This window comes from Frankia sp. Hr75.2, from assembly GCF_949319125.1.
Taxonomy (GTDB): domain Bacteria; phylum Actinomycetota; class Actinomycetes; order Frankiales; family Frankiaceae; genus Parafrankia; species Parafrankia soli.
The window spans coordinates 1-23,139 of the sequence record NZ_CASGGV010000349.1; the positions used below are offsets into that span (position 1 = coordinate 1).

The 23,139-nt window shown below is 68.1% G+C and carries 11 protein-coding genes, 1 tRNA gene and 6 pseudogenes; 11 read left to right on the forward strand and 7 right to left on the reverse strand.

Annotated elements, in window-relative coordinates:
• On the reverse strand, positions 1-453 hold a 453-nt coding region (locus AC559T_RS34615; protein ID WP_498871386.1), incomplete at its 3' end, for an IS110 family transposase.
• A 348-nt stretch (positions 454-801) separates the two neighbouring features.
• Here AC559T_RS34615 and AC559T_RS34620 point away from each other — a divergent pair.
• Positions 802-5,751 (forward strand): annotated as a pseudogene (locus tag AC559T_RS34620) (diguanylate cyclase).
• Here AC559T_RS34620 and AC559T_RS34625 read toward each other — a convergent pair.
• The 3 genes and pseudogenes from AC559T_RS34625 to AC559T_RS34635 form a co-directional block, all read right to left on the reverse strand.
• Complete coding sequence (locus AC559T_RS34625; protein ID WP_498871387.1) at positions 5,752-5,928, reverse strand: ferredoxin; 177 nt, start codon at positions 5,926-5,928, stop codon at positions 5,752-5,754.
• Positions 5,929-5,933: 5 nt separating this feature from the next.
• Positions 5,934-6,656 (reverse strand): cytochrome P450, encoded by a 723-nt coding sequence (locus tag AC559T_RS34630; protein ID WP_498871388.1) that lies wholly within the window; start codon positions 6,654-6,656, stop codon positions 5,934-5,936.
• Positions 6,657-6,848: 192 nt separating this feature from the next.
• Positions 6,849-7,972 (reverse strand): annotated as a pseudogene (locus tag AC559T_RS34635) (integrase core domain-containing protein).
• A 255-nt stretch (positions 7,973-8,227) separates the two neighbouring features.
• Between AC559T_RS34635 and AC559T_RS34640 the strand changes: the two are divergent.
• From AC559T_RS34640 to AC559T_RS34650, 3 genes and pseudogenes are all read left to right on the forward strand, one after another.
• Positions 8,228-8,650, forward strand: coding sequence for a hypothetical protein (locus AC559T_RS34640; protein ID WP_498871389.1), 423 nt, complete (start codon positions 8,228-8,230; stop codon positions 8,648-8,650).
• Positions 8,651-8,673: 23 nt separating this feature from the next.
• Positions 8,674-9,678, forward strand: a complete 1,005-nt coding sequence (locus AC559T_RS34645) for an IS3 family transposase (RefSeq protein ID WP_498871390.1) — start codon at positions 8,674-8,676, stop codon at positions 9,676-9,678.
• Between the two features lie 226 nt (positions 9,679-9,904).
• Positions 9,905-10,036: pseudogene (locus AC559T_RS34650) on the forward strand (hypothetical protein); the annotation flags it as partial.
• 493 nt (positions 10,037-10,529) lie between these two features.
• Here AC559T_RS34650 and AC559T_RS34655 read toward each other — a convergent pair.
• Positions 10,530-10,614 (reverse strand) — tRNA-Leu (locus AC559T_RS34655).
• Between the two features lie 415 nt (positions 10,615-11,029).
• Here AC559T_RS34655 and AC559T_RS34660 point away from each other — a divergent pair.
• From AC559T_RS34660 to AC559T_RS34670, 3 genes and pseudogenes are all read left to right on the forward strand, one after another.
• Positions 11,030-11,644, forward strand: a complete 615-nt coding sequence (locus tag AC559T_RS34660; RefSeq protein WP_071065230.1) for a dihydrofolate reductase family protein — start codon at positions 11,030-11,032, stop codon at positions 11,642-11,644.
• 306 nt (positions 11,645-11,950) lie between these two features.
• Positions 11,951-12,160 (forward strand): annotated as a pseudogene (locus AC559T_RS34665) (transposase); the annotation flags it as partial.
• 421 nt (positions 12,161-12,581) lie between these two features.
• Positions 12,582-12,752 carry a hypothetical protein gene (locus AC559T_RS34670; protein WP_498871394.1) on the forward strand — a complete coding sequence of 57 codons (171 nt, stop codon included), beginning with the start codon at positions 12,582-12,584 and terminating at the stop codon, positions 12,750-12,752.
• A 327-nt stretch (positions 12,753-13,079) separates the two neighbouring features.
• On the opposite strand, the pseudogene AC559T_RS34675 reads toward AC559T_RS34670, so the two are convergent.
• A pseudogene (locus AC559T_RS34675) lies at positions 13,080-13,301 on the reverse strand (IS3 family transposase); the annotation flags it as partial.
• Here AC559T_RS34675 and AC559T_RS34680 point away from each other — a divergent pair.
• Both AC559T_RS34680 and AC559T_RS34685 read left to right on the forward strand, forming a co-directional pair.
• Positions 13,300-18,258, forward strand: a complete 4,959-nt coding sequence (locus AC559T_RS34680; RefSeq protein WP_498871391.1) for a diguanylate cyclase — start codon at positions 13,300-13,302, stop codon at positions 18,256-18,258. The pseudogene AC559T_RS34675 and the gene AC559T_RS34680 overlap by 2 nt on opposite strands.
• A 355-nt stretch (positions 18,259-18,613) precedes the next feature.
• Positions 18,614-19,255 carry a DUF6328 family protein gene (locus AC559T_RS34685; protein ID WP_498871392.1) on the forward strand — a complete coding sequence of 214 codons (642 nt, stop codon included), beginning with the start codon at positions 18,614-18,616 and terminating at the stop codon, positions 19,253-19,255.
• Between the two features lie 323 nt (positions 19,256-19,578).
• Here the strand turns inward: AC559T_RS34685 and AC559T_RS34690 are convergent, their stop codons facing one another.
• Positions 19,579-20,100, reverse strand: coding sequence for a DUF6191 domain-containing protein (locus AC559T_RS34690; RefSeq protein WP_146776641.1), 522 nt, complete (start codon positions 20,098-20,100; stop codon positions 19,579-19,581).
• 479 nt (positions 20,101-20,579) lie between these two features.
• Between AC559T_RS34690 and hpnR the strand changes: the two genes are divergently transcribed.
• Together hpnR and AC559T_RS34700 are read left to right on the forward strand one after the other, a co-directional pair.
• Entirely contained in the window at positions 20,580-22,064 is a 1,485-nt protein-coding gene (gene hpnR / locus AC559T_RS34695) for a hopanoid C-3 methylase HpnR (RefSeq protein ID WP_498871393.1), read from the forward strand.
• A 33-nt stretch (positions 22,065-22,097) separates the two neighbouring features.
• Positions 22,098-22,715 (forward strand): annotated as a pseudogene (locus AC559T_RS34700) (SAM-dependent methyltransferase); the annotation flags it as partial.
• Positions 22,716-23,139: the final 424 nt, after the last annotated feature.

The window sequence follows — 23,139 nt, forward strand, 5'->3', positions numbered from 1 at the left end:
GTTGATCGCCGCTGTCCGGGCGAGGACGGCGGCGCCGCGGGTGGCGAGCAGGACCCGGAGGGCCTCGCGTTCACCACGGCGGCGCGGGTGGATCAGATGGTCTGAGACGAGGGCCTCGCGCGCGGCCCGAACGGCGTCGAGGGAGTCGGTCCTGCGGCCTCCGCGGTGGGCCGGGCGCTTGGGACGGCAGACCTCGACGACACATTCGCCGGCGGCGTCGAGGTAGCCGGCCAGGCCCGCGCCGTAGCTGCCGGTGCCTTCCAACGCCCAGCACCGCCCGCCCGGAACGTGCTGACGGGCGAGCTCGAGCAGCCGCTGGTAGCCGTCGGCGTTCGCGGGTGCGTCGGCACTGACGAGCACGACACCGACGGGAGTCACGACAGCGGCGGCGAGGGTGTCGCGGTGAGTGTCGACGCCGATCACGCCGTCGATCTGGTCCGCGAGCAGCGGCATGTGAGTGTTCTCCTTATCCGGCTGGACGATCCTGGTTGGCCGGGCTGGGAGACACCGCGTGGCGGAACTGTGACGGGTCACGCCGGGTCAGGCGGACAAGCTGCTGATCAAGCCAACGGGTGGATCAGTCCGGCGCCGACGCTCCGGCAGACATCTCGGGGCCACGGCAGACCGCTGACCAGGTCGCCAGTTACCTTGCGGGTCATGCTGGAGCATCGGCGCCGATCCTGACAGCAACCCCAGCCAGGGCCGCACCGCAAGACTCACAGTTACCTTCGTCCTGATCGGGGAAACTTGTAAGCTGGGAGTGACGTGGGTGACGTGGGTGACGTGGTGTGGGGCTGGTAGATGAAATTCCAGCAGATGACGCCAGGCCGTGATCCGCCGGTGGCGGCGGTGCGGACGGAGCTGCTCTACGACTCGGAACACACTCGGGTGAGCAGGTTGGTGTTCCCGACTGAGAGTGTGATCCGGGAGGAACTGCTGGGACCTGACGCGCAGCGCCGGTTGCGGCATGAGGTGGAGATCCTTGAACGGCTGTCGGGGGTCGAGGGGGTCCTGCAGCTGGCGGCCGATATGTCACCCTGCCCGGGGTCGATCATGCTGGCCGACGTCGGCGGTACGGTTCTCTCTCAGCGGGCCACCCCACTGACAGCGGGCCACCCCACTGAATTTGGCCGAACTGGTCAATCTGGCCGAATTACTCGCGCGCGCCGTGGCGGGGATGCATCACCGGGGTGTGGTGCACCGGGACATCAACCCGGCGAGCATCGTAGTAAGCGATCAGGGCTCGCTCTATCTGACCAGTTTCATGCGTGCCACCACGTTTACGACGGTCCAGCCGGGGTTCCTGCACCAGAACGAGATTGTCGGGACGGTGCCGTATCTGGCGCCGGAGCAGACCGGTCGGACCGGCCGCCCGGTGGACCAGCGGGCTGACCTGTACGCGGTCGGCGCGACCTTGTATGAGCTGGCCACCGGCGCGCCGCCGTTCGGTACGGACGACCCGCTGCGGGTCATTCATGGTCATCTCGCACGGGTGCCGGTGCCGCCGTCGGTGGTGAACCCCGCGGTGCCGACCGGCCTGTCGGCGATCATCATGCATCTCCTGGAGAAGGAGCCGGACGATCGCTATCAGAGCGCCGACGGGCTGGTGCATGACCTCGTCCTGCTACGCCGGGACGGCACCCCGGTGCGCCCCGGTGAGCACGATGTCCCCGCGCGGCCGCTGACGCCATCCCGGCTGGCCGGCCGGGACCAGGAGATCGGCGAGCTGGGCGCGGTGTTCGCCGAGGCGATCGAGGGCCGCTGCCGCGGGCTGCTCGTCGGCGGGGCACCCGGGGTGGGCAAGACGGCGCTGGTGAACGAGCTGCGGCCGATCGTGGCCGGTGCCGACGGCTGGTTCGTGGCGGGGAAGTTCGACCAGTATCGCCGTGATCAGAAGTATGACGGGGTCCGGCAGGCGTTCCGGGCGCTGGGGCGGCTGTTGCTGGCCGAGTCGGAGGACTCCCTGGTCGAGGTGCGGGACCGGCTGCTGCGGGTGCTGGGACCCAACGCCGGACTGCTCACCGCCCTGGTGCCGGAGATGGCGACGTTGCTTGGTGTTCCTCCGGAGCCGGGGGATCCGATGACCGCTGCGGCGCGGGCGCAGCGCACCGGGGTCGCGATCCTGCGCGCCGTCGCCTCGCGGAAACGGCCGTTGGTGTTCTTCGTCGACGACCTGCAGCGGGCGGGGCGAACACCGCTGGGCCTGTTCGATCTGATCTTCGATGGCGCCGAACAGGTGGAGGGGCTGCTGCTGGTCGGCGCCTACCGAGAGAGCGAGGTGGACGCCGACCATCCACTGACCCCGATGCTCGCCCGCTGGCGCCATCAGCCTGTCGGTCCACACGTTCTGCGGTTGGGCACCCTGACGCCGGAGGGCCAGGCGGCCATGGTGGCCGACCTGCTGCGCCTGACCCCCCAGGCCGCCGCCGAGCTGGCGGAGTTGATCGCGCCAGCGACGGCTGGCAATCCGTCCGACACGGTAGAGCTGCTCAGCACGCTGCGCTACACCGGCCTACTAGCCTCCCGGGACGGCGCTTGGCGATGGGACCGAGACGCGTTGCGCCGCCGGCTGGAGCGGGTGGACGCGACCAAGCTGCTGTCCGCCCGCATGGTCCCGTTGCCACTGGACACCCGCGATGTGCTGGCGGTGATGGCGTGCCTCGCCGGCCGGGTGGAGCTGGACCTCCTGGCAGCCGCAACCGCGCTACCAGCGGACGAGGTCAAGCGAAGGCTCGCCCCGGCGTTCGCCGCCGGCCTGCTGGTACTGGAGTCCGAGGGCCGGCCCAGCGCGCGGTTTCACCACGAACGGATGCAGGAGTCCGTCCTGAGCGGCCTCCCCCACAGGAGCGGCGCGCCATGCGGTTGGGCTTGGCTCGGCGCTTGGCCAACCGGCCCGAGTTCTTCGCCGTCGCGGCCGAGCAGTACCTGCCCGTGGCCGACGCCGTGCACACCGGCCAGGAGCGGCGGCTGGTGGTCAGACTGTTCCGGCAGGCCGCCGACGAAGCGAGAGTGCTGAGCGACTACCCGCTGGTGGAGCGGTTGCTGACCGCGGCAGTATCGCTCATCGACCCGACCGACACCGACGAACTGATCGCGGTCCGCACCGACCGGCACGCCGCCCTGTACAACCTCGGCCGGCTGGACGAGGCCGACGACGAGTACCAGACCATTACCCGGTTGTGCACCCACCCGACACAGCGCTCGGCGGCCACCGTGGTGCAGGTCGGCAGCCTCACCATCCGGACCCGTGCCAGCGAGGCGATGCGGCTCGGCCTCGACCAGTTGCGGCAGCTCGGCCTCGCCGCGCCGGACCGGGATCACCTGGAAGCGGAGATCGACCGCGGACTCGACGCGGTCTACCGATGGATCGACCAGACCAGCGAGTCCGACGACCTTCGCCGACCGAGAATCACCGACCGTTCGCGGCTCGGCGCCATCAAGCTGGTCAACCAGCTCGCACAGTCGGCGTTCTTTTCCGACCAGCCGATGCTGGCCTGGCTGACCCTGCAGGCGCTGGAGCTGTGGGCGCGGTACGGTCCGGATCCCGCCTTGCTCGGCCCGGCAGGCAATGCAGCACATGTGACCATCACCCGCAGAAACGATTACCGCACCGGGCACCGCATCATGCGACGGATCCTCGCGGTCGGTCGGGCACGCAGGTATGAACCAGCCGTGTGGCAGGCGCAGTACTCATATGTCGCCGCTGCCGGCCACTGGTTCGACGCTCTCGAGGACAACCTGCCCACGACACGGCGCGCGCAGGAGGGTCTGCTCCAGGGTGGTGACCTGAAGAACGCCTGCTGGACCCACTACGTGCTGGTGACCAACCTGCTGGACTGCGCGCCATCGCTCGAGGTCTTTGTTGTCGAGGTCGACGAAGCGCTGGCGTTCGCCGCACGCACCGGCAACAGCCTGGCCGAAGAGGTGTTCCGGGTGTACCGCCAACTGGCACGAGTACTGCGCGGAGAGGCCGTCACATCGGCGGCCGACGAGGCGGCCGCGCTCACCATGGCGGCCGCCAGCCCGCCGACCGCCGTCCTGCTGCACTCCACCCGGGCACTCGCCGCCGCCATCCTCGATCAGCCGGCCGAACTGGCCCGGCAGACGGCAGCCATGATGCAGTTCGGGCCCATCATGGCGTCGACCTATGCGATGGCGGTGGCGCGCGTGCTGCGGTCCATAGCGGTGGCCGCGCAGGCCCGCGAGGCACCAGCGGGCCAGCGCGGCGCCCTACTGGCCGAACTGGACGAATCGGTCGCCTGGCTGGCCGCACGTGCGGCTGACGCGCCGGTCAACTTCCGACACCTGCTGCGTCTGGCGGAGGCGGAGCGGGCCTGGACCGCCGGTGACTTCCGCGAGGCGGTGTACACGTTCGACGTGGCGCAGCGCGAGGCCTCGGCCCGGGCACGTCCCTGGCATCGGGCACTGATCCTGGAACGCGCCGCGCGGTTCTACCTGGCCCACGGCGTGGAGGAGTCCGGCTGCATGCTGCTCGCCGCCGCCCGCCGCCAGTACCAGGACTGGGGTGCGACCGCGAAGGTTCGCCAGCTCGACTGGGCTCATCCGACGCTGCAGGCCGCGCCCGTCGGCGCCCAGGTGGCCGCGCAGCCACTGTCAACGCCCGCGGCCCGGGGTCCCACCGTCACGACCGGCAGCATCGACCTGCTCGGTGTCGTCGCGGCCTCCCAGGCGCTGAGCTCCGAGACCGGTATCGACGGCCTGCAGGCCAGGGTCGTGGGCATCCTGTCGGCGATGACCGGCGCCACCCGCGTCCACCTGCTCTTGCGTGCCCAGCAGGAACACGGCTGGCGGGTACCCACCGGCGACGGAGGTGCCACCGTCCCGCTCGACGAGGCCGGCCGGCGCCGCCTGCTGCCACCCTCGATCATCTGGTACGCCGAACGCACACACGAGCCCCTCGTCGTCGACGACGCCACCGGCGACGACCGGTTTCGCCGCGACTCCTACTTCACCGACCTGGACCGCTGCGCCCTGCTGGCCATCCCCATCACGATCCGCGGCGAACTCCGGGCGATGCTGCTCCTGGAGAACCGGATGATCCGGGGCGCGTTCACCACCGAACGCCTCGAAGGAATCATGCTCATCGCCGGCCAGCTCGCCGTCTCCCTCGACAACGCCCAGGTCTACGCGTCGCTGGAACGCAAGGTCGCCGAACGGACCCGGCAGCTCGCCGCCGCCAACCAGCGACTCGAACTACTCTCGGTCACCGACGAGCTCACCGGACTGGCCAACCGGCGACACCTCGACGAGGCCCTCGACACCAAATGGCGCCGGGCCGCGCGCCAGAAGGCACCCATCGCCTTCGCAATGATCGACATCGACCACTTCAAGCTCTACAACGACCGCTTCGGACACGCCGCCGGCGACCGCTGCCTCCAACGCGTCGCCGCCTGCCTGGCCGCGGGCACCCGTGACACCGATCTCGCCGCCCGCTACGGCGGCGAGGAGTTCGCTGTCGTCATGCCGAGCACCGTCCTCGATGCCGCCACCCGCCTCGCCGGGCGGCTCCGCTTCGCCATCGCGGAGCTGGCCGAACCACACCCGCTGGGCCTCGACCACATCGTCACTGTGAGCATTGGAATCACGGCAATCATTCCGACCCCGGCAGACGACCTGGCGGCATTGGTCGAACTCGCCGACGCGGCGCTCTACCAGGCCAGGGGCGGCGGACGCAACCGTGTGGAAACGGCACTTCCCCGCGGTCGCGTCCGCCGACCTAGCCGGCGATGATCACGACTCGGCCAGGCTCAGCGCCCGCTCGGGGCAGGCCGCGACGGCCCGGCGAGCGCGCTCCGCCTGGTCGGCCTGGACCTCCGGATCGGTCACGTCGACGTAGCCCAGGTCGTCGAGCGGGAACAGGTCGGGCTCCAGGGTGTGGCAGCGGGCCTCGCCGACGACGATCCGCATACCGCTCATCGGTGCCCGAAGCCGGTCAGCGGCAGAGTGAACATTCCGTGTACGTTGCCCCAGTACGCCAGCGGGCCGTCGTGGGCGCCGAGACTGTACTCCGGGATGGGCTCATGCCAGGCGGCCAGCGCGACGTCCATCTCGATGCGGGCCAGGTGGGAGCCCAGACAGCGGTGCGGCCCCCCGCCGAACGCGAGATGCGGCACCGATCGCCCGCCGCGGCGCAGGTCGACGCGGTCGGCACCGGCGACGAGGGCATCGTCGCGGTTGCCCGCGACAAGCGGGAACACCACCAGGTCGCCCGCCTTGAGCAGCTCGCCGCCGATCTCGACGTCGCGGGTCACCTTCCGGCCGTTCTCGGGCACCGCGTAGAAGCGCAGGAACTCCTCGGCCACGTCGTCCATCGGCTCGCCGGCTGCCGCGAGCGCCGCGACCCGCCAGCGGTCGTCGTCATGGGTGGCCAGGTGGTACATCCCGTACGACAGGCTCATCCCGACCTTGTCCAGACCGGCCAGGAACAGCAGCACGCAGCAGTTGACCAGCTCCTCGTCGGTCACCGGCCGGCCGTCGAGCTCCCAGTCGAGCATCGCCGACAGCAGCTCGTCGCCACCACGCTCGCCGCTGTCCCGGCGGCGGGCGATCTCGGCCTGGAAGTACTCGACGACCGCGAAGATCCCGGCCACCTGACGGTCGGGGTCGTGGCCGCCGGACCGGTCGACCGGGGCCAAGCACCATGGCCTCCCATTCCAGGAACCGCGGCAGCTCGTCGATCGGCAGCCCCATCATTTCCAGGAACACGACGGTCGGGAGCTTCAGCGCGAAGTCCGCGACGTAGTCGCACTCCCCTGTGGGGCTCCAGAACCCCGATTTGGCCTGTGAGCTGGCCTTTTGCGGTTTGATCCGGTCTTCCCCGGTAGGTGTCAGGCGGCGTTGCGATACTCGTTGATCAGCCCGCCGAGGATGCATGTGCGACGGACGGCGGAACCCGACGTCGGGGCGACCACGGGTGGCGAGTCGGGTGGGTGCTGGCCGAGGGAGCGGTGGGGCCGGTGGGTGTTGAAATGCTCCGCGTTGCTGGTGAGGACCGACGTCAGGTGCCGTTCGGAGACGATCAGCAGCCTGGACGATCAGCAGCCTGTCGGTGCATTCGCGGCGGGCGGTACCTACCCGGCGTTCCGCGATCGCGTTCGCCTGCGGGGCTTGAGGGGGTGTGCGTACCACGTCGATGCCGGCCCCGACGAAGACAGCGTCGAAGGAAGCCGTGAACTTCGTGTCGCGGTCACGGAGGAGGAACTGGAACCGGTGGCTGCGCTCGTCGAGGTCCATCAGCAGGTTCCGTGCCTGTCTGGGTGACCCAGGCCGCGGTCGGGTGCTTGGTGACCCCGAGGACGTGGACACGGCGGGTGGCGTGGTCGACGACGAAGAACACGTAGATCCGCTGGAGGAACACGGTGTCCACGGTGAAGAAATCGCAGGCCAGCAGACCGGAGGCCTGCGCCCGCAGGAATGTGCGCCAAGATGTGTCGGCTCGACGAGGTGCGGGGTCGATGCCGGCGCGGTGCAGGATCCGCCAGACGGTGGCCACCCCGACCGGGTAGCCCAGCCCGATCAGTTCTCCCTGGATCCGGCGGTGGCCCCAGGCCGGGTTCTCCTGCGCGAGGCGCAGGACCAGTTCGCGGATCTCCCGGCGGACCGGCGGCCGACCGGGCGGCTTCCGTGGATAGGTCCATTGTCGTGCGAGAAGGTTGCGGTGCCACCGCAGCACGGTGGCGGGGGTGACGAAGAACGAACCCCAGCGGGCCCGGGGTAGCAGCCGGGACAGGGCTGCGAGGATGACCCGATCCGCCGGTTCCAACGCCGGACGGTGGACCTGACGTCGCAACACCGCCACCTGATGCCGCAGGACGAGGAGCTCCACGTCTTTCGCGGTGTCGCCGCGCACGCGGAGCAACATCAGTCCGAGAGCATTGCGCGTCAGGGCGTAGAGCAGCGACCACACCATGACCATCCAGCCTGCCCGACACGGACCCCGTCCGGCAGGCAAACGCACAGGTCACCGCTCGGATCGGAGTTCTGGAGCCCCACAGCCTCTTCGCCATCGCCGAGGGACTGACCGCCGACGGCATCCCCTGCCCGTCCGCGCACGACCGGGCCCGCAACCCCCACCGCGAAGGCATCGCCTGGTCAAAGGGCGCGATCCCTGTCTGTCAGACTCCCGTGAGACATGAGGATCACCGAGACTTCTGTAGCGTAGGGCGAGACGGGATCTTCAAGACCAGTGACGTTGACCATGGCAGACATGGCCTCCTCGAAGCAGGAGGATGGCGGGGTGAGCTCGTCTGGAGGACCGCGGTCGGACCGGCCGAAGCGCCGGAGCTTCACCGCGGCCTACAAGAAGAGAATCCTGAACGAGTACGACGGGTTGACCGAGTCGGGTGAACGAGGCGCGTTGCTGCGCCGGGAAGGTCTTTACCACTCCCACATCCAGAAGTGGCGCGAGGCGCGGGACCAGGGGGCCAGCGAAGGTCTCACCGGAAAGCCCGCCGGTCGGCCCGCGGCCAGCGAGACGGATATCGATAACGAGCGGCTACGCCGAGAGAACGAACGGCTCGCCACCGAGCTGGCAAGAACGAAAGCAGCGCTGGAAGTCGTGGGAAAAGCACACGCGCTCTTGGAACTGATCTCCGAGAGCGCGGATTCCGGCAAGAAACCCGGCAGGTAGTAGACGAGGCGTTCACCTCGCTGGTGCCACTGACCTCGATCAAGGTCGCGTGCGACCTGCTCGGGATGTCCCGGGCGACGGTGTACCGTCGGCGTAATCCCACACAATCCACAGGACGCCTGCCCCGGGCCCCGGCCGTCCACCCGGCAGCACTCGACGACACCGAACGCGAACGGCTACTGGAGCTCCTCAACAGCGACCGGTTCGTCGACAAGTCCGCCGCCCAGGTCTGGGCGACCCTGCTCGACGAGGGCGTCTACCTGGCCAGCGTGTCCACCATGTACCGGCTGCTGCGTGCCCGGCACCAGACCGTCGAGCGGCGTGCGCAGGCCACCCACCCCGCCCGGAAGAAACCGGAACTACTCGCGACCAGACCCAACGAAATATGGAGCTGGGATATCACGAAGCTAACCGGACCCGTCCGCGGTGTGTACTTCGATCTGTACGTCATCCTCGACATATTCTCCCGCAAAGCCGTCCACTTCGAGGTTCATCCCACCGAGACCGGTGAACTCGCAAAAGCCTTCATCGAGCACGCAGTCGCCGTGAACGGCGACGTCCAACCGAACGCCGTCCACGCCGACCGCGGAACCTCGATGACCTCCCAGCCGGTAGCCGCCCTCCTGGCTTACCTGAACATCGACCAGAGCCATTCCCGCCCGCACGTCTCCAATGACAACCCCTACAACGAAGCGAACTTCAAGACACTCAAATACTGCCCCGCTTTCCCGGGACGTTTCGGTTCTCTCCAGGACGCCCGCGTCTTCTGCGACGTCTTCTTCAGCTACTACAACAACGACCACCGGCATTCAGGCGTCGCTCTACACACCCCAGCCAGCGTCCATGACGGCACCGCCCACGAGATCCAGACCCGACGCGCCCAGGTCCTCGACGCCGCCTACCTCGCCAACCCCGAGCGGTTCCACCACCGACCAACTCCGCCTGCGCTACCGACCAAGGCGTGGATCAACCAGCCCCCAGCGATCATCGAGACCGAGGAGACGCTACACACGAACGAAGCCGCCTGATGTCTCACCATGTTTGACAGGCTCCGACGACGTCGCCCTCGGCTACGAGACCAAGTTCCGCTGGAACGCCACCGACACCTGGGTCTGGTCCACCGAGCAGGCCCACCCCGCGATCATCGACATCGACACGTTCACCCAGGCCCAGACCCGCCGGACCGCCCGGCGAGTCACGCCACCCAATGAGCGCGGCCCGCGGCGTACCAACCGCCGCTACCTGTTCCGCGGGATGCTGCGCTGTGGTCTGTGCACCCGCAAGATGCAGGGCAACTGGGTCAACGCGCAGGCGCACTACCGCTGCCGCTACCCCCAGGAGTACGCCCTCGCCAACCACGTCCACCACCCGAACAACGTCTACCTCCGGGAGGCGGCGATCATCCGTCCCCTCGACGACTGGCTGTTCACCCGCTTCGCCCCGCACCGCGTCACCAAGACGATCGACGCCATGACCCAGGCACAGCCCGACCCGGACGCCGACGACCCCCGCCGCGCCGCCGCCCAGGTCGAGATCGCCGACTGCGACCGCAAGCTCTCCCGTTACCGCGCCGCCCTCGAAGCCGACGGCGACGAGAAGACCATCAACGGTTGGATCTCCGAGGTCACCACCCGCCGCGCCGCCGCCGAAGCCGTCCTTGCCACCCGTCCACGCCAGAAGCGGCCACGGCTGACCCGACAGGAAATCGCTGACCTCGCCGAACGATTTGACGATCTACGCCGAGTGCTCCACGACGCTGGCCCGGAGGACAAGGCAGCGGTCTACACCGCGTTGGGACTGAGTCTGACCTACCGGCCATCGGAGCAGAGCCTACTGGTCGAAGCCAGGCCTACTCGAGGCCATATAGGCGTAAGGGTTGTGTCCGAGGGGGGACTTGAACCCCCACGCCCCGCAAAGGGCACTAGCACCTCAAGCTAGCGCGTCTACCATTCCGCCACCCGGACGAGTGGTGGTTCTGGGCTGCTCGCCCGCACCAGAGGTGACTCTACACGGTCGCGACGGCGGCTGACGCTACGCCCGACCACCGGTCGATCAAGCACTGACCGAGGCTCCCCGGCGCGGCCTCCGGCCTCCGCCACCAGCCGGCCTCCCATCCGCCACCGGTGGCCGGCCACTCGCCATCCGACGACCGGCCGATCCGCTTCAGGCAGGGCGTTCCACGCCCCTTCGCGTGCCGGGACTGTCCCCGATCGACACAGTGCGCTCGCGGAGGGCCGGGGCGGATCCGCCCGCTCAGCATCAGCGTGTGGGCCGAGATATAGGTGAACCGGCCCGGCTGATCCGTGGCCGGCCGATGAGATTTGGCTGCCGCGCCGGTCTACCTACCGAGACACCACCTGACTCGAAGGGACCACCGCCATGGCAAAGGTCATCTCTACGCTGTTCATCTCGGCCGACGGCGTGGCTGAGATCAACCCTGACTGGCACTTCCCGTACTTCGACGAGAACATGGGTCGCGCCGTCGCCGAGGACTATGACACCTCCGACGTGCTGCTCATCGGCCGCGTGACCTATGACAGCTTCGCCGGGGCATGGCCAGCCCGCGAGGCAGCGGGCGGCGAGGACGCGCCGTTCGCCAAGCAGCTCGGGGACGTGCGCAAGGTGATTGTCTCGCGTCAGCCGCTCGAGTTCTCCTGGCGCAACTGCGAGCTGGTCGAGGGCGACGTCGTCGAGGCCGTCACCGCGCTCAAGGCTGATGCTGGCATCAGGGGCATCCTGATCCCCGGCTCGATCTCCGTGGTGCGGCAACTGCTCGCCGCGGGGCTGGTCGACGAGCTCCGCCTGCTGGTGCACCCGGTGGCGGCACGCAAGGGCCGCCGGTTGTTCGACGACGGCGACACGCCGTACCACCTGAAGGTGACGGCGACGGAGGCGTTCCCGACGGGCGTGATCCGCATGATCTACTCGCCGGCCGATGCGCCCATCAAGGTCGGCTACGACCAGGTCAAGGACCAGGTGCCCGCAGGGAAGTAGCCGCGCGGCCAGGGTGTGGGGTCGGTTCCTGAAACAGGACGGCGCCCGCCGCAGTAAACGCGGTGTGAGGCCGAGCAGTACGCGAGGACTGAAATCCAGTACTACTGGCGGGCCGAGCAGGCCCCCGCTGGGCATTCCAGTCCTCTTTTACCTGCGTCCTCGACCCCCGCGGCCGGGAGGTACCCTGACAGTAAGGTCTTTGATTGAGTCAGTATTTGAGAGTTAGCGTTGTGACGCCTTCCTTGCGATCGGCGCTCAGGACGGTGTCGCGTTCGAAAAAGACTTGTCCTGGTGGTGAGCGCGGAGGTGTGGACGCGGCTGACACTGCTGATCCCGGCTCGGGAACGGCGGTTCCGCTACCCAGGCCGATTGCCGCTCGACGACCGGGCGGCGCTGGCGGGAATCCTATGGGTGCTGCGTAACTACGTGCCCTGGCGGGAGCTGCCGAGCACGCTGTTCGGGGTGTCGGGGGTGACCTGCTGGCGCCGCCTGCAGGACTGGGTGCAGGCCGGGGCCTGGCCGGAGCTGCGCGAGCAGCTGCTCGCCGAGTGCGACGCCGACGGGCTACTCGACTTGCACCGGGCGCTGGTGGATTCCTCTCACATCCACGCCCTGAAGGGGGCTCCGAGACGGAGTCGACCCCGCAGCGCCGCCGCCCGCGGCGGCAGGGTCGGGGGCGACCGGGCCGGGGACGACCGGGCCGGCGGCCCCGCCCACGCAGGCCACCGTCGCGCCGGCGAGGATCCTGCGCGCGGGGGACTATGTGCTCACGGCGGGCGAGGAGACCGCGGGCTTCGAGAGTTCGGGCGGCGCTGGCGACGAGAACAGCGACAGAGGACCAGCTGGCGGGCGAGGACGAGAACGGCTTCACCTACGAGATCGTCGCGGTCGAGACACCGTCCCCGCCGCGGGGGCCACCGCGCTGGTCCGCACCTCGATGGGCATCACGGACGAATACGGCACCTACGGTTACGTCTTCGACACGATCTATTTCTACGTCGGCCAGGTGGCCGTCGAGCTCGACGTCACCAACATCCAGGACGTCCCGCCGCCGATCATCGAACAGGGCCTCATCGACCAGATCGCCGACAAGTTGACCAACCAGTAGCCACCCGGCCGCCACACAACCGGCCGGGACAGGGAGCCGGCCACTGAGCAGGGCCAGCACAGGCCATGTGGCCCTCGCGGAATCGGCCATGAGGAGACGAACGACCGGACTGTCAAGGCCCAGCAGTACTCGAGAGCGGAGACTCCCGACCCGAGATGCAGCCCCGCTGAACGGTCCCTCTGGGTGACGTCCGCTGTCCAGACCTGGCTCGAGGCTGGGGCGGCGAAGCCGCGTCCGACCAGGTCTGGTGGGAGGCGGGCGGCACGGTCTCGGCGGGTGAGGCTGATCCGTCGAGGGCGGTGAACCCCTTGCGTCGCCTGCCTGTCCCATCAGCCGGGCGACGCGTTTACGGCTGGTCCGCACCCCGGCGGCGGCCAGGTCGGCGCGCATGCGTGGGCGCGCCGTAGGTGCCCGGGATGCCGCGTGGACGGCGGTGACCTGGGTGGTGAGGGTCTGGTCGTCAGCGGTCCGGGCCCTCGTTGCTTCCGCCCCGACTCGGGCAGGCTGGGGAGATAAGCTGTCCGCGGCACGGTGTGGGGGTGTCCAGATGGTCTCCCAGCGGGTGACCCCGAGCCGGGATTTGCCGGTGACGGTGGTGCGACCGGAGCTGCTTCATACGACGGAGCAGACCCGGATCACTCGGCTGGTGTTTCCGACTGGATGTGTGATCCGAAAGGAACCGCTGGGACCAGACGCGCAGCGGCGGTTGCGGCATGAGGTCGAGATCCTTGGGCGGCTGTCGGGAGTCCAGGGGGTCGCACACCTCGCTGCTGGGGCCGTGGAGTGCGCGGGATCGATCCTGCTGGTCGATGTCGATGGCACGGCGCTGTCCGAGTGGACGACTCCACTGGATCCGGCCGAGCTGGTCGATCTCGCCGAATCGCTGGCGCGGGCCGTCGCTGGGATGCATCACCGGGGTGTGGTGCACCGGGACATCTGCCCGGCGAACATCGTGGTGAGCAAGGACTTGGGAGTTCCCTGCCTGATCGACTTCGCGCTTGCCACAGCTCTTTCGTCGGTCCGGCCGGAGTTCACGTACCACGGGGCAACTGTCGGGACGGTGCCGTACCTGGCGCCGGAGCAGACCGGGCGGACCGGTCGCCCGGTCGACCAGCGAGCCGACCTGTACGCGCTCGGGGCCACCCTGTACGAGCTGGCTACCGGCGCGCCGCCGTTCGGCACGGACAACCCAGTTCGGATCATTCATGACCATCTCGCTCGGATCCCACGCTCGCCTGTGGCGGTGAATCCGTCGGTACCGGCCGGGCTGTCGAACATCATCACGCACCTGTTGGAGAAGGAACCCGACGACCGCTACCAGAGCGCCGACGGGTTGGTGCACGATCTCACCCTGGTACGACGCGGCGCGGCGGCGGTGCATCCTGGCGAGCATGATTTTCTGACGCGTCCGCTGATGCCATCCCGGCTGTCCGGGCGCGACCGGGAGGTCGACGAGCTGGACGCGGCGTTCGCCGAGGCCGTGACCGGACGCTCTCACGGGGTCCTCGTCGGCGGCGCACCGGGCGTGGGTAAGACATCCCTGGTCAGTGAGCTGCGGCCGATAGCGGCCGGCGTCGACGGCTGGTTCGTGGCCGGCAAATTCGACCAGTATCGCCGTGACCAGGAGTACGACGGGGTCCGGCAGGCGCTGCGTGCGCTGGGTCGGCTGCTGCTGGCCGAGCCGGACGACTACCTGGCCGAGGTGCGGGACCGGATGTTGCGGGCGTTGGGACCCAACGCCGGCCTGGCTGCCGCCACCGTGCCGGAACTGGCGGTGCTGCTGAAGGTTCGCCCAGAGCCAGGCGATCCGATGACCGCACAGGTACGAGCGCCACGTGTCGCAGTCGAGGCACTACGTGCCGTTTCCTCCCGGAAGCGACCAGTGGTGTTCTTCGTCGACGACCTGCAGTGGGCCGGGCGGACGCCGCTGGACTTCGTCGACCTGGTGTTCGCCGGTGAGGAACAGATCGCGGGACTGCTGCTGGTCGGCGCGTACCGGGAAAGTGAGATCGACGCCGCCCATCCACTGACGCCGATGCTCGCCCGCTGGCGTCACCAGGCAGTCGGGCCCCACCACCTGCGGTTGGGTAGCCTGCCGCCAGCAGGGCAGGCGGCCTTGGTGGCTGACCTGCTGCACCTGTCCCCGCCGCCCGCCACCGAGCTGGCGCAGATGATTGCGCCATCCGCCCGGGGAAATCCGTACGACATCGTGGAGCTACTCAACGCGCTGCGCCACGACAGGGTACTGACCCTCGGCGGGGGTGGGTGGCGATGGGACTGGGAGGCGCTGCGCCGCCGGCTCGACCGAGTGGATGTGGCCGAGCTGCTGGCCGCGCGGGTGGCCGCGCTGCCGCCGGCCACCGCGGAGGTGCTCGCGGTGATGGCCTGCCTGGCGGGCCAGGTGGAGCTGGACCTCCTAGCTGCCGCGACTGGGCTGCCGGCGGACGAGGTCGAGCGGCGGCTCGCCCCCGCGTTCGGCGATGGCCTACTGGTACTGGAGTCCGACGGCCGGCAGAGCGTGCGGTTTCACCACGATCGGACGCGGGAGTCCGTGCTGGGCGGCCGCGCCGCGCAGGACCAGGACGCGAGGCGGTTGCGTCTGGCACGGCGCCTGGTCGAGCGGCCCGAGTTCTTCGCCGTGGCGGCGGAGCAGTACCTGCCCGTAGTTGATGCTGTGCATGGCACCGAGGAACGGAAGCGGGTGGCCGGACTCTTCCGGCACGCCGCTGAGGAAGCGAAACTGCTGAGCAATTACTCACTGGTCGAGCGGCTCCTGACCGCGGCGGTCGAGGTCATCGATCCGACTGACACCGACCAGTTGATCGCAGTCCATACCGACCGGCACGCCGCCTTGTACAGCCTCGGCAGGCTGGAGGAGGCGGACGACACGTACCAGACCATCGGCCGGTTGTGCACCCACCCGGTTCAACTCACGGCCGCCACAGTGGTGCAGGTCAGCAGTCTCACCAACCGGGGACGCGGTGGCGAGGCGATGCGGCTCGGCCTCGACCAGCTGCGGCACCTCGGCATATCCGTCCCGGACGAGAACGATCTCGATGCGGAGATCGACCGCGGACTCGACGCGCTCTACCGATGGATCGACACGACCAGCGAGTCCGACGACCTGCACCGACCGGGCATCACGGACCAGTCCCGGCTCAGCACCATCAAGCTCGTCAACCGGCTCATGCCCGCGGCCTTCTTCTGTGACCAGGCGATGATGGCCTGGCTGACCATCAAGACGCTGGAGGTCTGGGCATGGCACGGCCCGGATCGCGCTCTGCTCGGCCCGGCCGGCCACATCGCGATCGTGACCATCGTCCGCAGGGGCGACTACCGCACCGGGCACCGCATCCTGCGGCGGATCCTGGCGGTCGGTCAGGCGCTCGGCTATGAGCCTGACGTGTGGCAGGCGCAGTTCGTATATGTGATCACTACCGGCCACTGGTTCGCGCCCCTCGAGGACAATCTGTCCGAGGGCCGTCGCGCGCTGGAGGGACTTGTCCTGAGCGGTGATCTCCAGAACGCATGCTGGGCCCACTACGCACTGTTGTACGACCTGTTGGACTGCGCGCCGTCTCTTGATGTCTTCGCCGCTGAGGTCGACGAGGCACTGGCGTCCGCAGCCCGCACCGGCAATGGACATGCCGAGACGATATTTCGGATATTTCGCCGACTGGTACGAGTGATGCGAGGCGAGTCCGTCGAATCGGCGGCCGACGAGGCAGCCGAGCTGAGCATGCTGGCCGCGGACCCGTTCGCCGTCGCCAACCTGCATGTGGCCCGGGCGCTCGCCGCAGCCGTTCTCGGTCATCCGGTCGATCTGACCCGGCATGCGGCAGCGGTGATGCCCTTTAGGCCAATGGTCGGAGCGAACTATGCGATGGCGGTGGCGCGGGTGCTGCTTGCCCTGGGCATGGCGGCACAGGTTCGTGCGGCAGGAGCGGATCGGCGTGACACAGAGCTCGCCGAGCTCGACGAGCTGGTCGAGTGGCTGGCCGCACGTGCGGCTGACGCGCCGGCCAACTTCCTGCACCTGTTACGCATGATGGAGGCGGAGCGGGCGTGGGCTGTCGGAGACTTCCGCGAGGCGGCGTACACGTTTGACATGGCGCAGAGAGAGGCTTCCGTACGGGCGCGCCCGTGGCACCGGGCGCTGATCCTGGAACGCGCTGCACGCTTCTACCTGGCCCACGGCATGGATGAAGCCGGCCACACGCTCCTGGCAGCCGCCCGGCGCCAGTACCTGGACTGGGGCGCGACCGCGAAGGTCAGCCAACTCGACTGGGCCCACCCGACGCTACGAACCGAACCCGCCTGCGAACCGGTCGTTCATCCACCGGCGGCGCCATCCACGCGACGCTCGACCGTCGCGACCGGCACCGTCGATCTGCTCGGCGTCGTCGCGGCATCCCAGGCACTCAGCTCGGAGACCAGCATCGAGGGCCTCCGGGCAAGGGTCGTGGGGATCCTGTCGGAGATGACCGGTGCCACCGGCGTCCACCTGCTGTTGCGTAGGCAGGAACAAGCCGGGTGGTTGGTGCCGACCGGTGCCGGTGGCACCGTCTCGCTCCGGGAGGCCAGCCGGCGGCGTCTGTTGCCCGCCTCGGTCATCCGATATGCCGAGCGCACCCACGAACCTGTGGTCGTCGCCAACGCCACCCGCGACGACCGGTTCCGCCGCGACCCCTACCTCCTCGACTTCGACCGCTGCTCGCTGCTCGCCATACCCATCATGATCCGGGGCCATCTGCAGGCGATGCTGCTACTAGAGAACAGACTGATCCGTGGCGCGTTCTCCACCGAACGCCTCGAAGGAATCATGCTCATCGCCGGACAGCTCGCGGTCTCGCTCGACAACGCCATGGTCTACGCGTCGCTGGAACGCAAGGTCACCGAACGAACCGGGCAGCTCGCCGCTACCAACGAACGACTCGCCGCCGCGAACCACCAGCTGGAACAGCTCTCGGTCACCGATCCGCTGACAGGGCTGGCCAACCGGCGACGCCTCGAAGAGGCCCTGGACATCGAATGGCGCCGGGCCCAGGAACACGCGGCACCCATCGCGCTGGCGATGGTCGACATCGACCACTTCAAACTCTACAACGACCACTTCGGACACGCCGCAGGTGACCGATGTCTCCAGCGGGTCGCCGCATGCCTGGCCGAGAATGTCGGTGACACCTTTCTGACCGCCCGCTATGGGGGGGAAGAGTTCACCGTCGTGATGCCCGACACCGACTCGGATACCGCCGCTCGGCTGACCCGACGCCTCTGCTCCGCCGTCGAGGAACTGGCCGAACCACACCCTCTGGCGGTAGAGCGCATCATCACCGTGAGTATCGGCGTAACCGCGACCATCCCCGCTCCCGACGACGACATGGCAGTGTTCGTCGAAATCGCCGATGTCGCGCTATATCGGGCCAAAGACGGCGGCCGCAATCGGGTCCGAATGATCCCGTTTCCGGTAGACAACGGACGTGGGGAAAAACCGCCTGCCCGGTGACCTGGCGGCGGACGATGTTCAGGCTTCGTCAAGAAGGAGAGCTGGTCCGGATCGACTCCGCCTCGCGGCCTCGGCCATGAGCACGCGTATCGCATAGTGGGTGAGCAGAAGGGCTCTGTTGCGTCCGGTGGGGTGGGGCAGCCGGCATGATCGAGGATGGTCGAGGCGCTGCCCGTCTGCGGTGGAGCCGGAAACTCCACAAGATCGGCGCCAGATCCTGAGAGCGGGCACCGCTTGTCGGCGGGAGTTGGCCGCAACCCGGGTGGGCGGGGTGCCCGTGTAGGCAGGACGGCGTCGTGAAGGTCATCCTGCACCCGTAGCGAGCGGTGACGACACCGATCATACCGTGCCGATCATGACGGCTGATCGCGACGGAGGGCCGCTCGTCTCTGCCCGCGGCCGCCTGAGCGGTATCAATGCGGCCGAATCGGGTAGCTGGAAGATCATGGGTGAGATTGTGGGGACGACGGTCAAACAGGACCATCAGGACGGGGTTGACGAGGAGGACCGCGGTCGAGAGGGCCACGGCCGAGAGGAGCGCGAGTCGGCGCAGGAGCGCCTCAACCGGAACTGGGCGGAGATCCTTCAGGAGTTGCGGGTCGCGCAGACCGGGGTGCAGCTGCTCACCGCGTTCCTGCTTGCGTTACCGTTCCAGAACAGGTTCGCCACGCTAAGCAATAATCAAGAGTGGCTCTACCTCGCGGTGGTGGCACTGTCCATCCTGGCCACCGGCCTGCTGATCACGCCGGTGAGCCTGCACCGGGCGATGTTCCGCAAAAGGGAGAAGGAAACCCTCGTCGTCGTGGCGAACCGGCTGGCGCAGGCAGGCCTGGCGGTGTTCTCGGTGGCTGTGTCCAGCGTCGCGGTTCTCATCTTCGACGTGACCAAGAATTTCACCGTCGGCATCATCGCCGGAGTGCTCACACTGATGCTGTTCGCGACGCTGTGGGTCGCGGTTCCCGCCGCCCTGCGACCCGCGCCGACCCCTGAGCACTGACCGGCGGACCTGAGGGCCGGTTCGTGCCGCGGGCAGGACCACTACTCCGCCAGGAGGACGCCGGCGCCGGGGAGCCAGCCCGATCACGGGTGGCGGGCTGCCCGGAGCCGGTGTGCCCGGTCGACCATCGCGGTCAGGAGCTCGACCGGGCGCCGGATGGTTCCGATCAGCCTCTCCTTCATGGTTGGCTGTGCACACCACATCGCGCCCGCCGCCGCAGACCGCAACGGTCGTTACGGGCAGGGGCGACATCGAACCTCGAAACCGCGAACTGCGAGGACGTCGGTCTGGTCAGCGGTTCGGCTGCGGAAGCAATGCACCCATCAGTCGGCCTCCCGGACACCGGGCTTTGTGGGCGAGGCAGCTGGCGCCGCCACAACGGGTAGGCGGACGATCGCCTGACCGGGCTCGAGGTGCTTGTGAGGAGGAGCGCTCTCGGAGTCGTCGTCGCGGAGGATCTCTTCGGTGCGGCGCTGCTCGATCTGGTGCCGCTTGCCGGCGTAGAAGCTGGCTTCCAGTTCGTCGAGCGCGATCGTGGACACGCTGCGGCCTCCAGGCCGTCGTTGCCACGGAAGCCAGCTGCGGGTGGTTGCCCACGCGGTGAAGCGGTCGACGGCGGCAAGCAGGATCAGGGCGCAGACGAGTCCGGGAATAGTCATGAACCATAGGAGCGCCACAGTCTGAAGACGATCCCCGCGATCGTCTGGTTCCGGTTGCTGCCCGCACCTACTGCCGCTGGTGCCAGCCGGTGCTCCTCCGGGCAGATTGTTCAGGATGTGGGTGGCGCCAGCATCGCCAACACTGCGATCAAGAGCGTCGCGGTGTTCGGCGATGCCCTCGCGCACACTGTCATGACCTGATCCGCCTCGGCTCCACCACCGAGAATCTGATCGGTGGAGGAATCGGCCGCAAACCCTGACGAGGGTCGCGACGCTGCTCGGAGCGGGAGCTGTTGCGACACTCCCGTACGTGGGCGGGCAGGGTGCTGCAGCAGGTAGGGCCCGAGCAGCTTCACGATCGAGGTGACCGTGACATCGGCTCGCATAAAATGCACTGGCATGGCGGATCTGCTCCGCGGATAGGGCAAGGAGCCAGCCGAGACGTTGCCTGTGAACGCCGTCGGCCATGAGGGCCGTCCGGCGAGGCGATCCTTGATCCCACTGGTCTGGTAGACGATCGTGTTGAACCGCCCCGGTGTGTCATGAGTCTCCGGACACGCCGGGGGGATTCACCACCCCACGGACCGCGTCCGATCGCGCAACAGCGGTATGTGGACGGGCTCCGGGGTAATCCGGAGACACGGCCAACGGAACGAGGCGATGCCATGCGTGTGCTGCTGGTCCATCCCAGTGCGTTGATGTATTCGGAGATCTTTCTGCGACTCGAGCCTCTGGGTCTTGAACGCGTGGCCGCATCGCTGCTCGTGGCCGGGCACGAGGTCCGCCTGATCGATCTGCAGACCGCCGACATACGGGACTACACCCGAGCGCTGGCGGATTTCCGGCCGCATACCGTGATGTTCGGCCTGAATTACCTGGCCAACGTCCCAGAAGTCATCATGCTCGCAAAACAGGCTAAAATCACCCGACCAGGATGTTTGGTGATCGCCGGTGGTCACAGCGTCTCGTTCATCGCCCAGCACCTCCTCGAGAACTGCGACGAAGCAATCGACGCGGTGGCCCGGGGAGAGGGCGAGGTCGTCGCTCCCCGGATCCTCGAAGCCGACTGGGACAGCCTCACCGAGGTCCCGGGAGCCGTCACCCGCGCCGGGTCCGGGCCCCCACCGACCATGCTGCCCACCCTCGACGAGCCGCTACCGGCCCGTTACCTGCTCGCCCGCCGCAACCGGTACTTCATCGGCGAGCTCGACCCGTGTGCATCGGTGGAGTTCACCCGCGGCTGCCCCTGGGACTGCTCGTTCTGCAGTGCCTGGACGTTCTACGGGCGCAGCTACCGGCGGATGTCGGCGGACGCGGCCGGACACGAGCTCGCCTCCATCCGCGAGCCCAACGTCTTCCTCGTCGACGACGTGGCCTTCATCAAGCCCGACCACGGCAACGCCATCGCCGACCAAATCGAACGCCGAGGCATCCGCAAGCGCTACTACCTGGAGACCCGCGCGGACGTCCTGCTGCGCCATCCCGAGGTCTTCCAACGCTGGCGCCGGCTCGGCCTGACCTACATGTTCCTCGGCATGGAGGCCCTCGACGCCGAGGGACTCGACCTGTTCCACAAGCGCATCTCCCCCGACGAGAACATCAAGGCCCTCGAACTCGCCCGCAAGATCGGCATCACCGTGGCGGTGAACCTAATCGCCGACCCCGCCTGGAGCCGTGACCAGTTCCGGCTGGTCCGACAATGGGCCCTGTCCGTACCGGAAATCGTCCACCTGACCGTCATGACGCCCTACCCGGGCACCGAGATCTGGCACACCCAGTCCCAGAAACTGACCACGCTGGACTACCGCCTGTTCGACATCCAGCACGCGGTCACCCCGACCAGCCTTCCCCTCGACGAGTTCTACCGCGAACTCGTCGCGACCCAGGCCGTACTGAACCGCAAGCATCTCGGCGTCAAGGCACTGGCCGCTACCGCACGTATCGTCGCCGGGCATCTCACCCACGGTCAGACGAACTTCCTGCGCATGCTCTGGAAGTTCCCACGGGTCTACAACGCCGCGCGGCTCCACGCCGAACACAGCCAGCCCGCCCACTACTGTCTGCCCGCACCGACCCACGCAGGGGTGAGCCACCGGCGACGCGAGCTGTACATTCACCAGCCTATTCACACCTCGTTTCACAAAGACTGATAAACGGCGGCGTGTCGGGTCAGGAGGGCCCGCGTCCTGGCCGCGAAGCACGGTATCCGCCAGTTCCTGGACATCGGTACCGCGCTGCCGACCGCGCCGAACCTGCACGAGGTCACCCAGAAGGTCGCGCCGGAATCGCGGATCGTCTACGTCGATAACGATCCCATAGTGTTGGTCCACACGCGGGCCCTGCTCCCCAGCGCCCCCGAGGGGCGGACCGCCTATCTCGATGCCGACCGCCACAACCCAGAAGGGATCCTGGAGTCCGAGCAGCTGCGGGAAACCCTCGACCTGAGCCAGCCCGTGGCGGCCAGTCTGATCGCGATCGTGCACTTCATCGCCGATGACACGGTCGCGCAGGACCTCATCAACCGGATCATGCGTCCGCTCCCGGCGGGCAGTGTCCTGGCGCTTTCCACCACTACCGCCGACAGCGCACCCGAGGAAGTTCACGCTGGCGAGGCCGCGTACAGGGCCAACGGAATTCCGCTGATCGCGCGCGACAAAAGCACGGTGGAGCGTTTCTTCCACAGGATGGAACTCCTCGACCCCGGCGTCGCGCTCGTCCACCACTGGCATCCCGACGACGAGGCGGCTGCACTGGACAACGCCCACGTGTACATGTACGGCGGAGTCGCCCGGAAACCGTAGGATGCACTGTCAGCGTCAGCCTGGTGCCGCTGGCCATGACAGAGATCCCGGTTACTGGGCATGAGCGAGAAATGCGTCGACGTGCCGTTTCCGACCGCCCTTGCCCACTCGACGCGCCACCAGCGCACGAAAGCACGATCTTGCATCGTAAGGCCAGAGCCTGCGACGACTTCGCCCGCCGGATCCAGCGGGTCAGCGTCGCCCGCTCCTCCTCCGCCAGCACCAGGTTGGCCATCGGCCGCCCCGTCCTCGCCACGGACCCAGCCGTACTTAATCAGCGAACTCAGGTCCAGGACACTAGCTGGCGATGCAACAGATATACATATCGATGCCCACATGACGTTGAGGAGCCCGAGTTACGTTCGATAATCGATGGCTCAGATGGAGGGCAGCCCGACGATCTATGCCGTCTCAGGGCCTCGGT

Excerpts from the sequence above, each read along its gene's own strand:
- AC559T_RS34625 (WP_498871387.1), bottom strand. The coding sequence starts at position 5,928 with ATGCGGATCGTCGTCGGCGAGGCCCGCTGCCACACCCTGGAGCCCGAC.
- AC559T_RS34640 (WP_498871389.1), top strand. The coding sequence starts at position 8,228 with ATGGCCTCCTCGAAGCAGGAGGATGGCGGGGTGAGCTCGTCTGGAGGA.
- AC559T_RS34660 (WP_071065230.1), top strand. The coding sequence starts at position 11,030 with ATGGCAAAGGTCATCTCTACGCTGTTCATCTCGGCCGACGGCGTGGCT.
- AC559T_RS34670 (WP_498871394.1), top strand. The coding sequence starts at position 12,582 with ATGGGCATCACGGACGAATACGGCACCTACGGTTACGTCTTCGACACG.
- AC559T_RS34680 (WP_498871391.1), top strand. The coding sequence starts at position 13,300 with ATGGTCTCCCAGCGGGTGACCCCGAGCCGGGATTTGCCGGTGACGGTG.
- AC559T_RS34685 (WP_498871392.1), top strand. The coding sequence starts at position 18,614 with ATGACGGCTGATCGCGACGGAGGGCCGCTCGTCTCTGCCCGCGGCCGC.
- hpnR (WP_498871393.1), top strand. The coding sequence starts at position 20,580 with ATGCGTGTGCTGCTGGTCCATCCCAGTGCGTTGATGTATTCGGAGATC.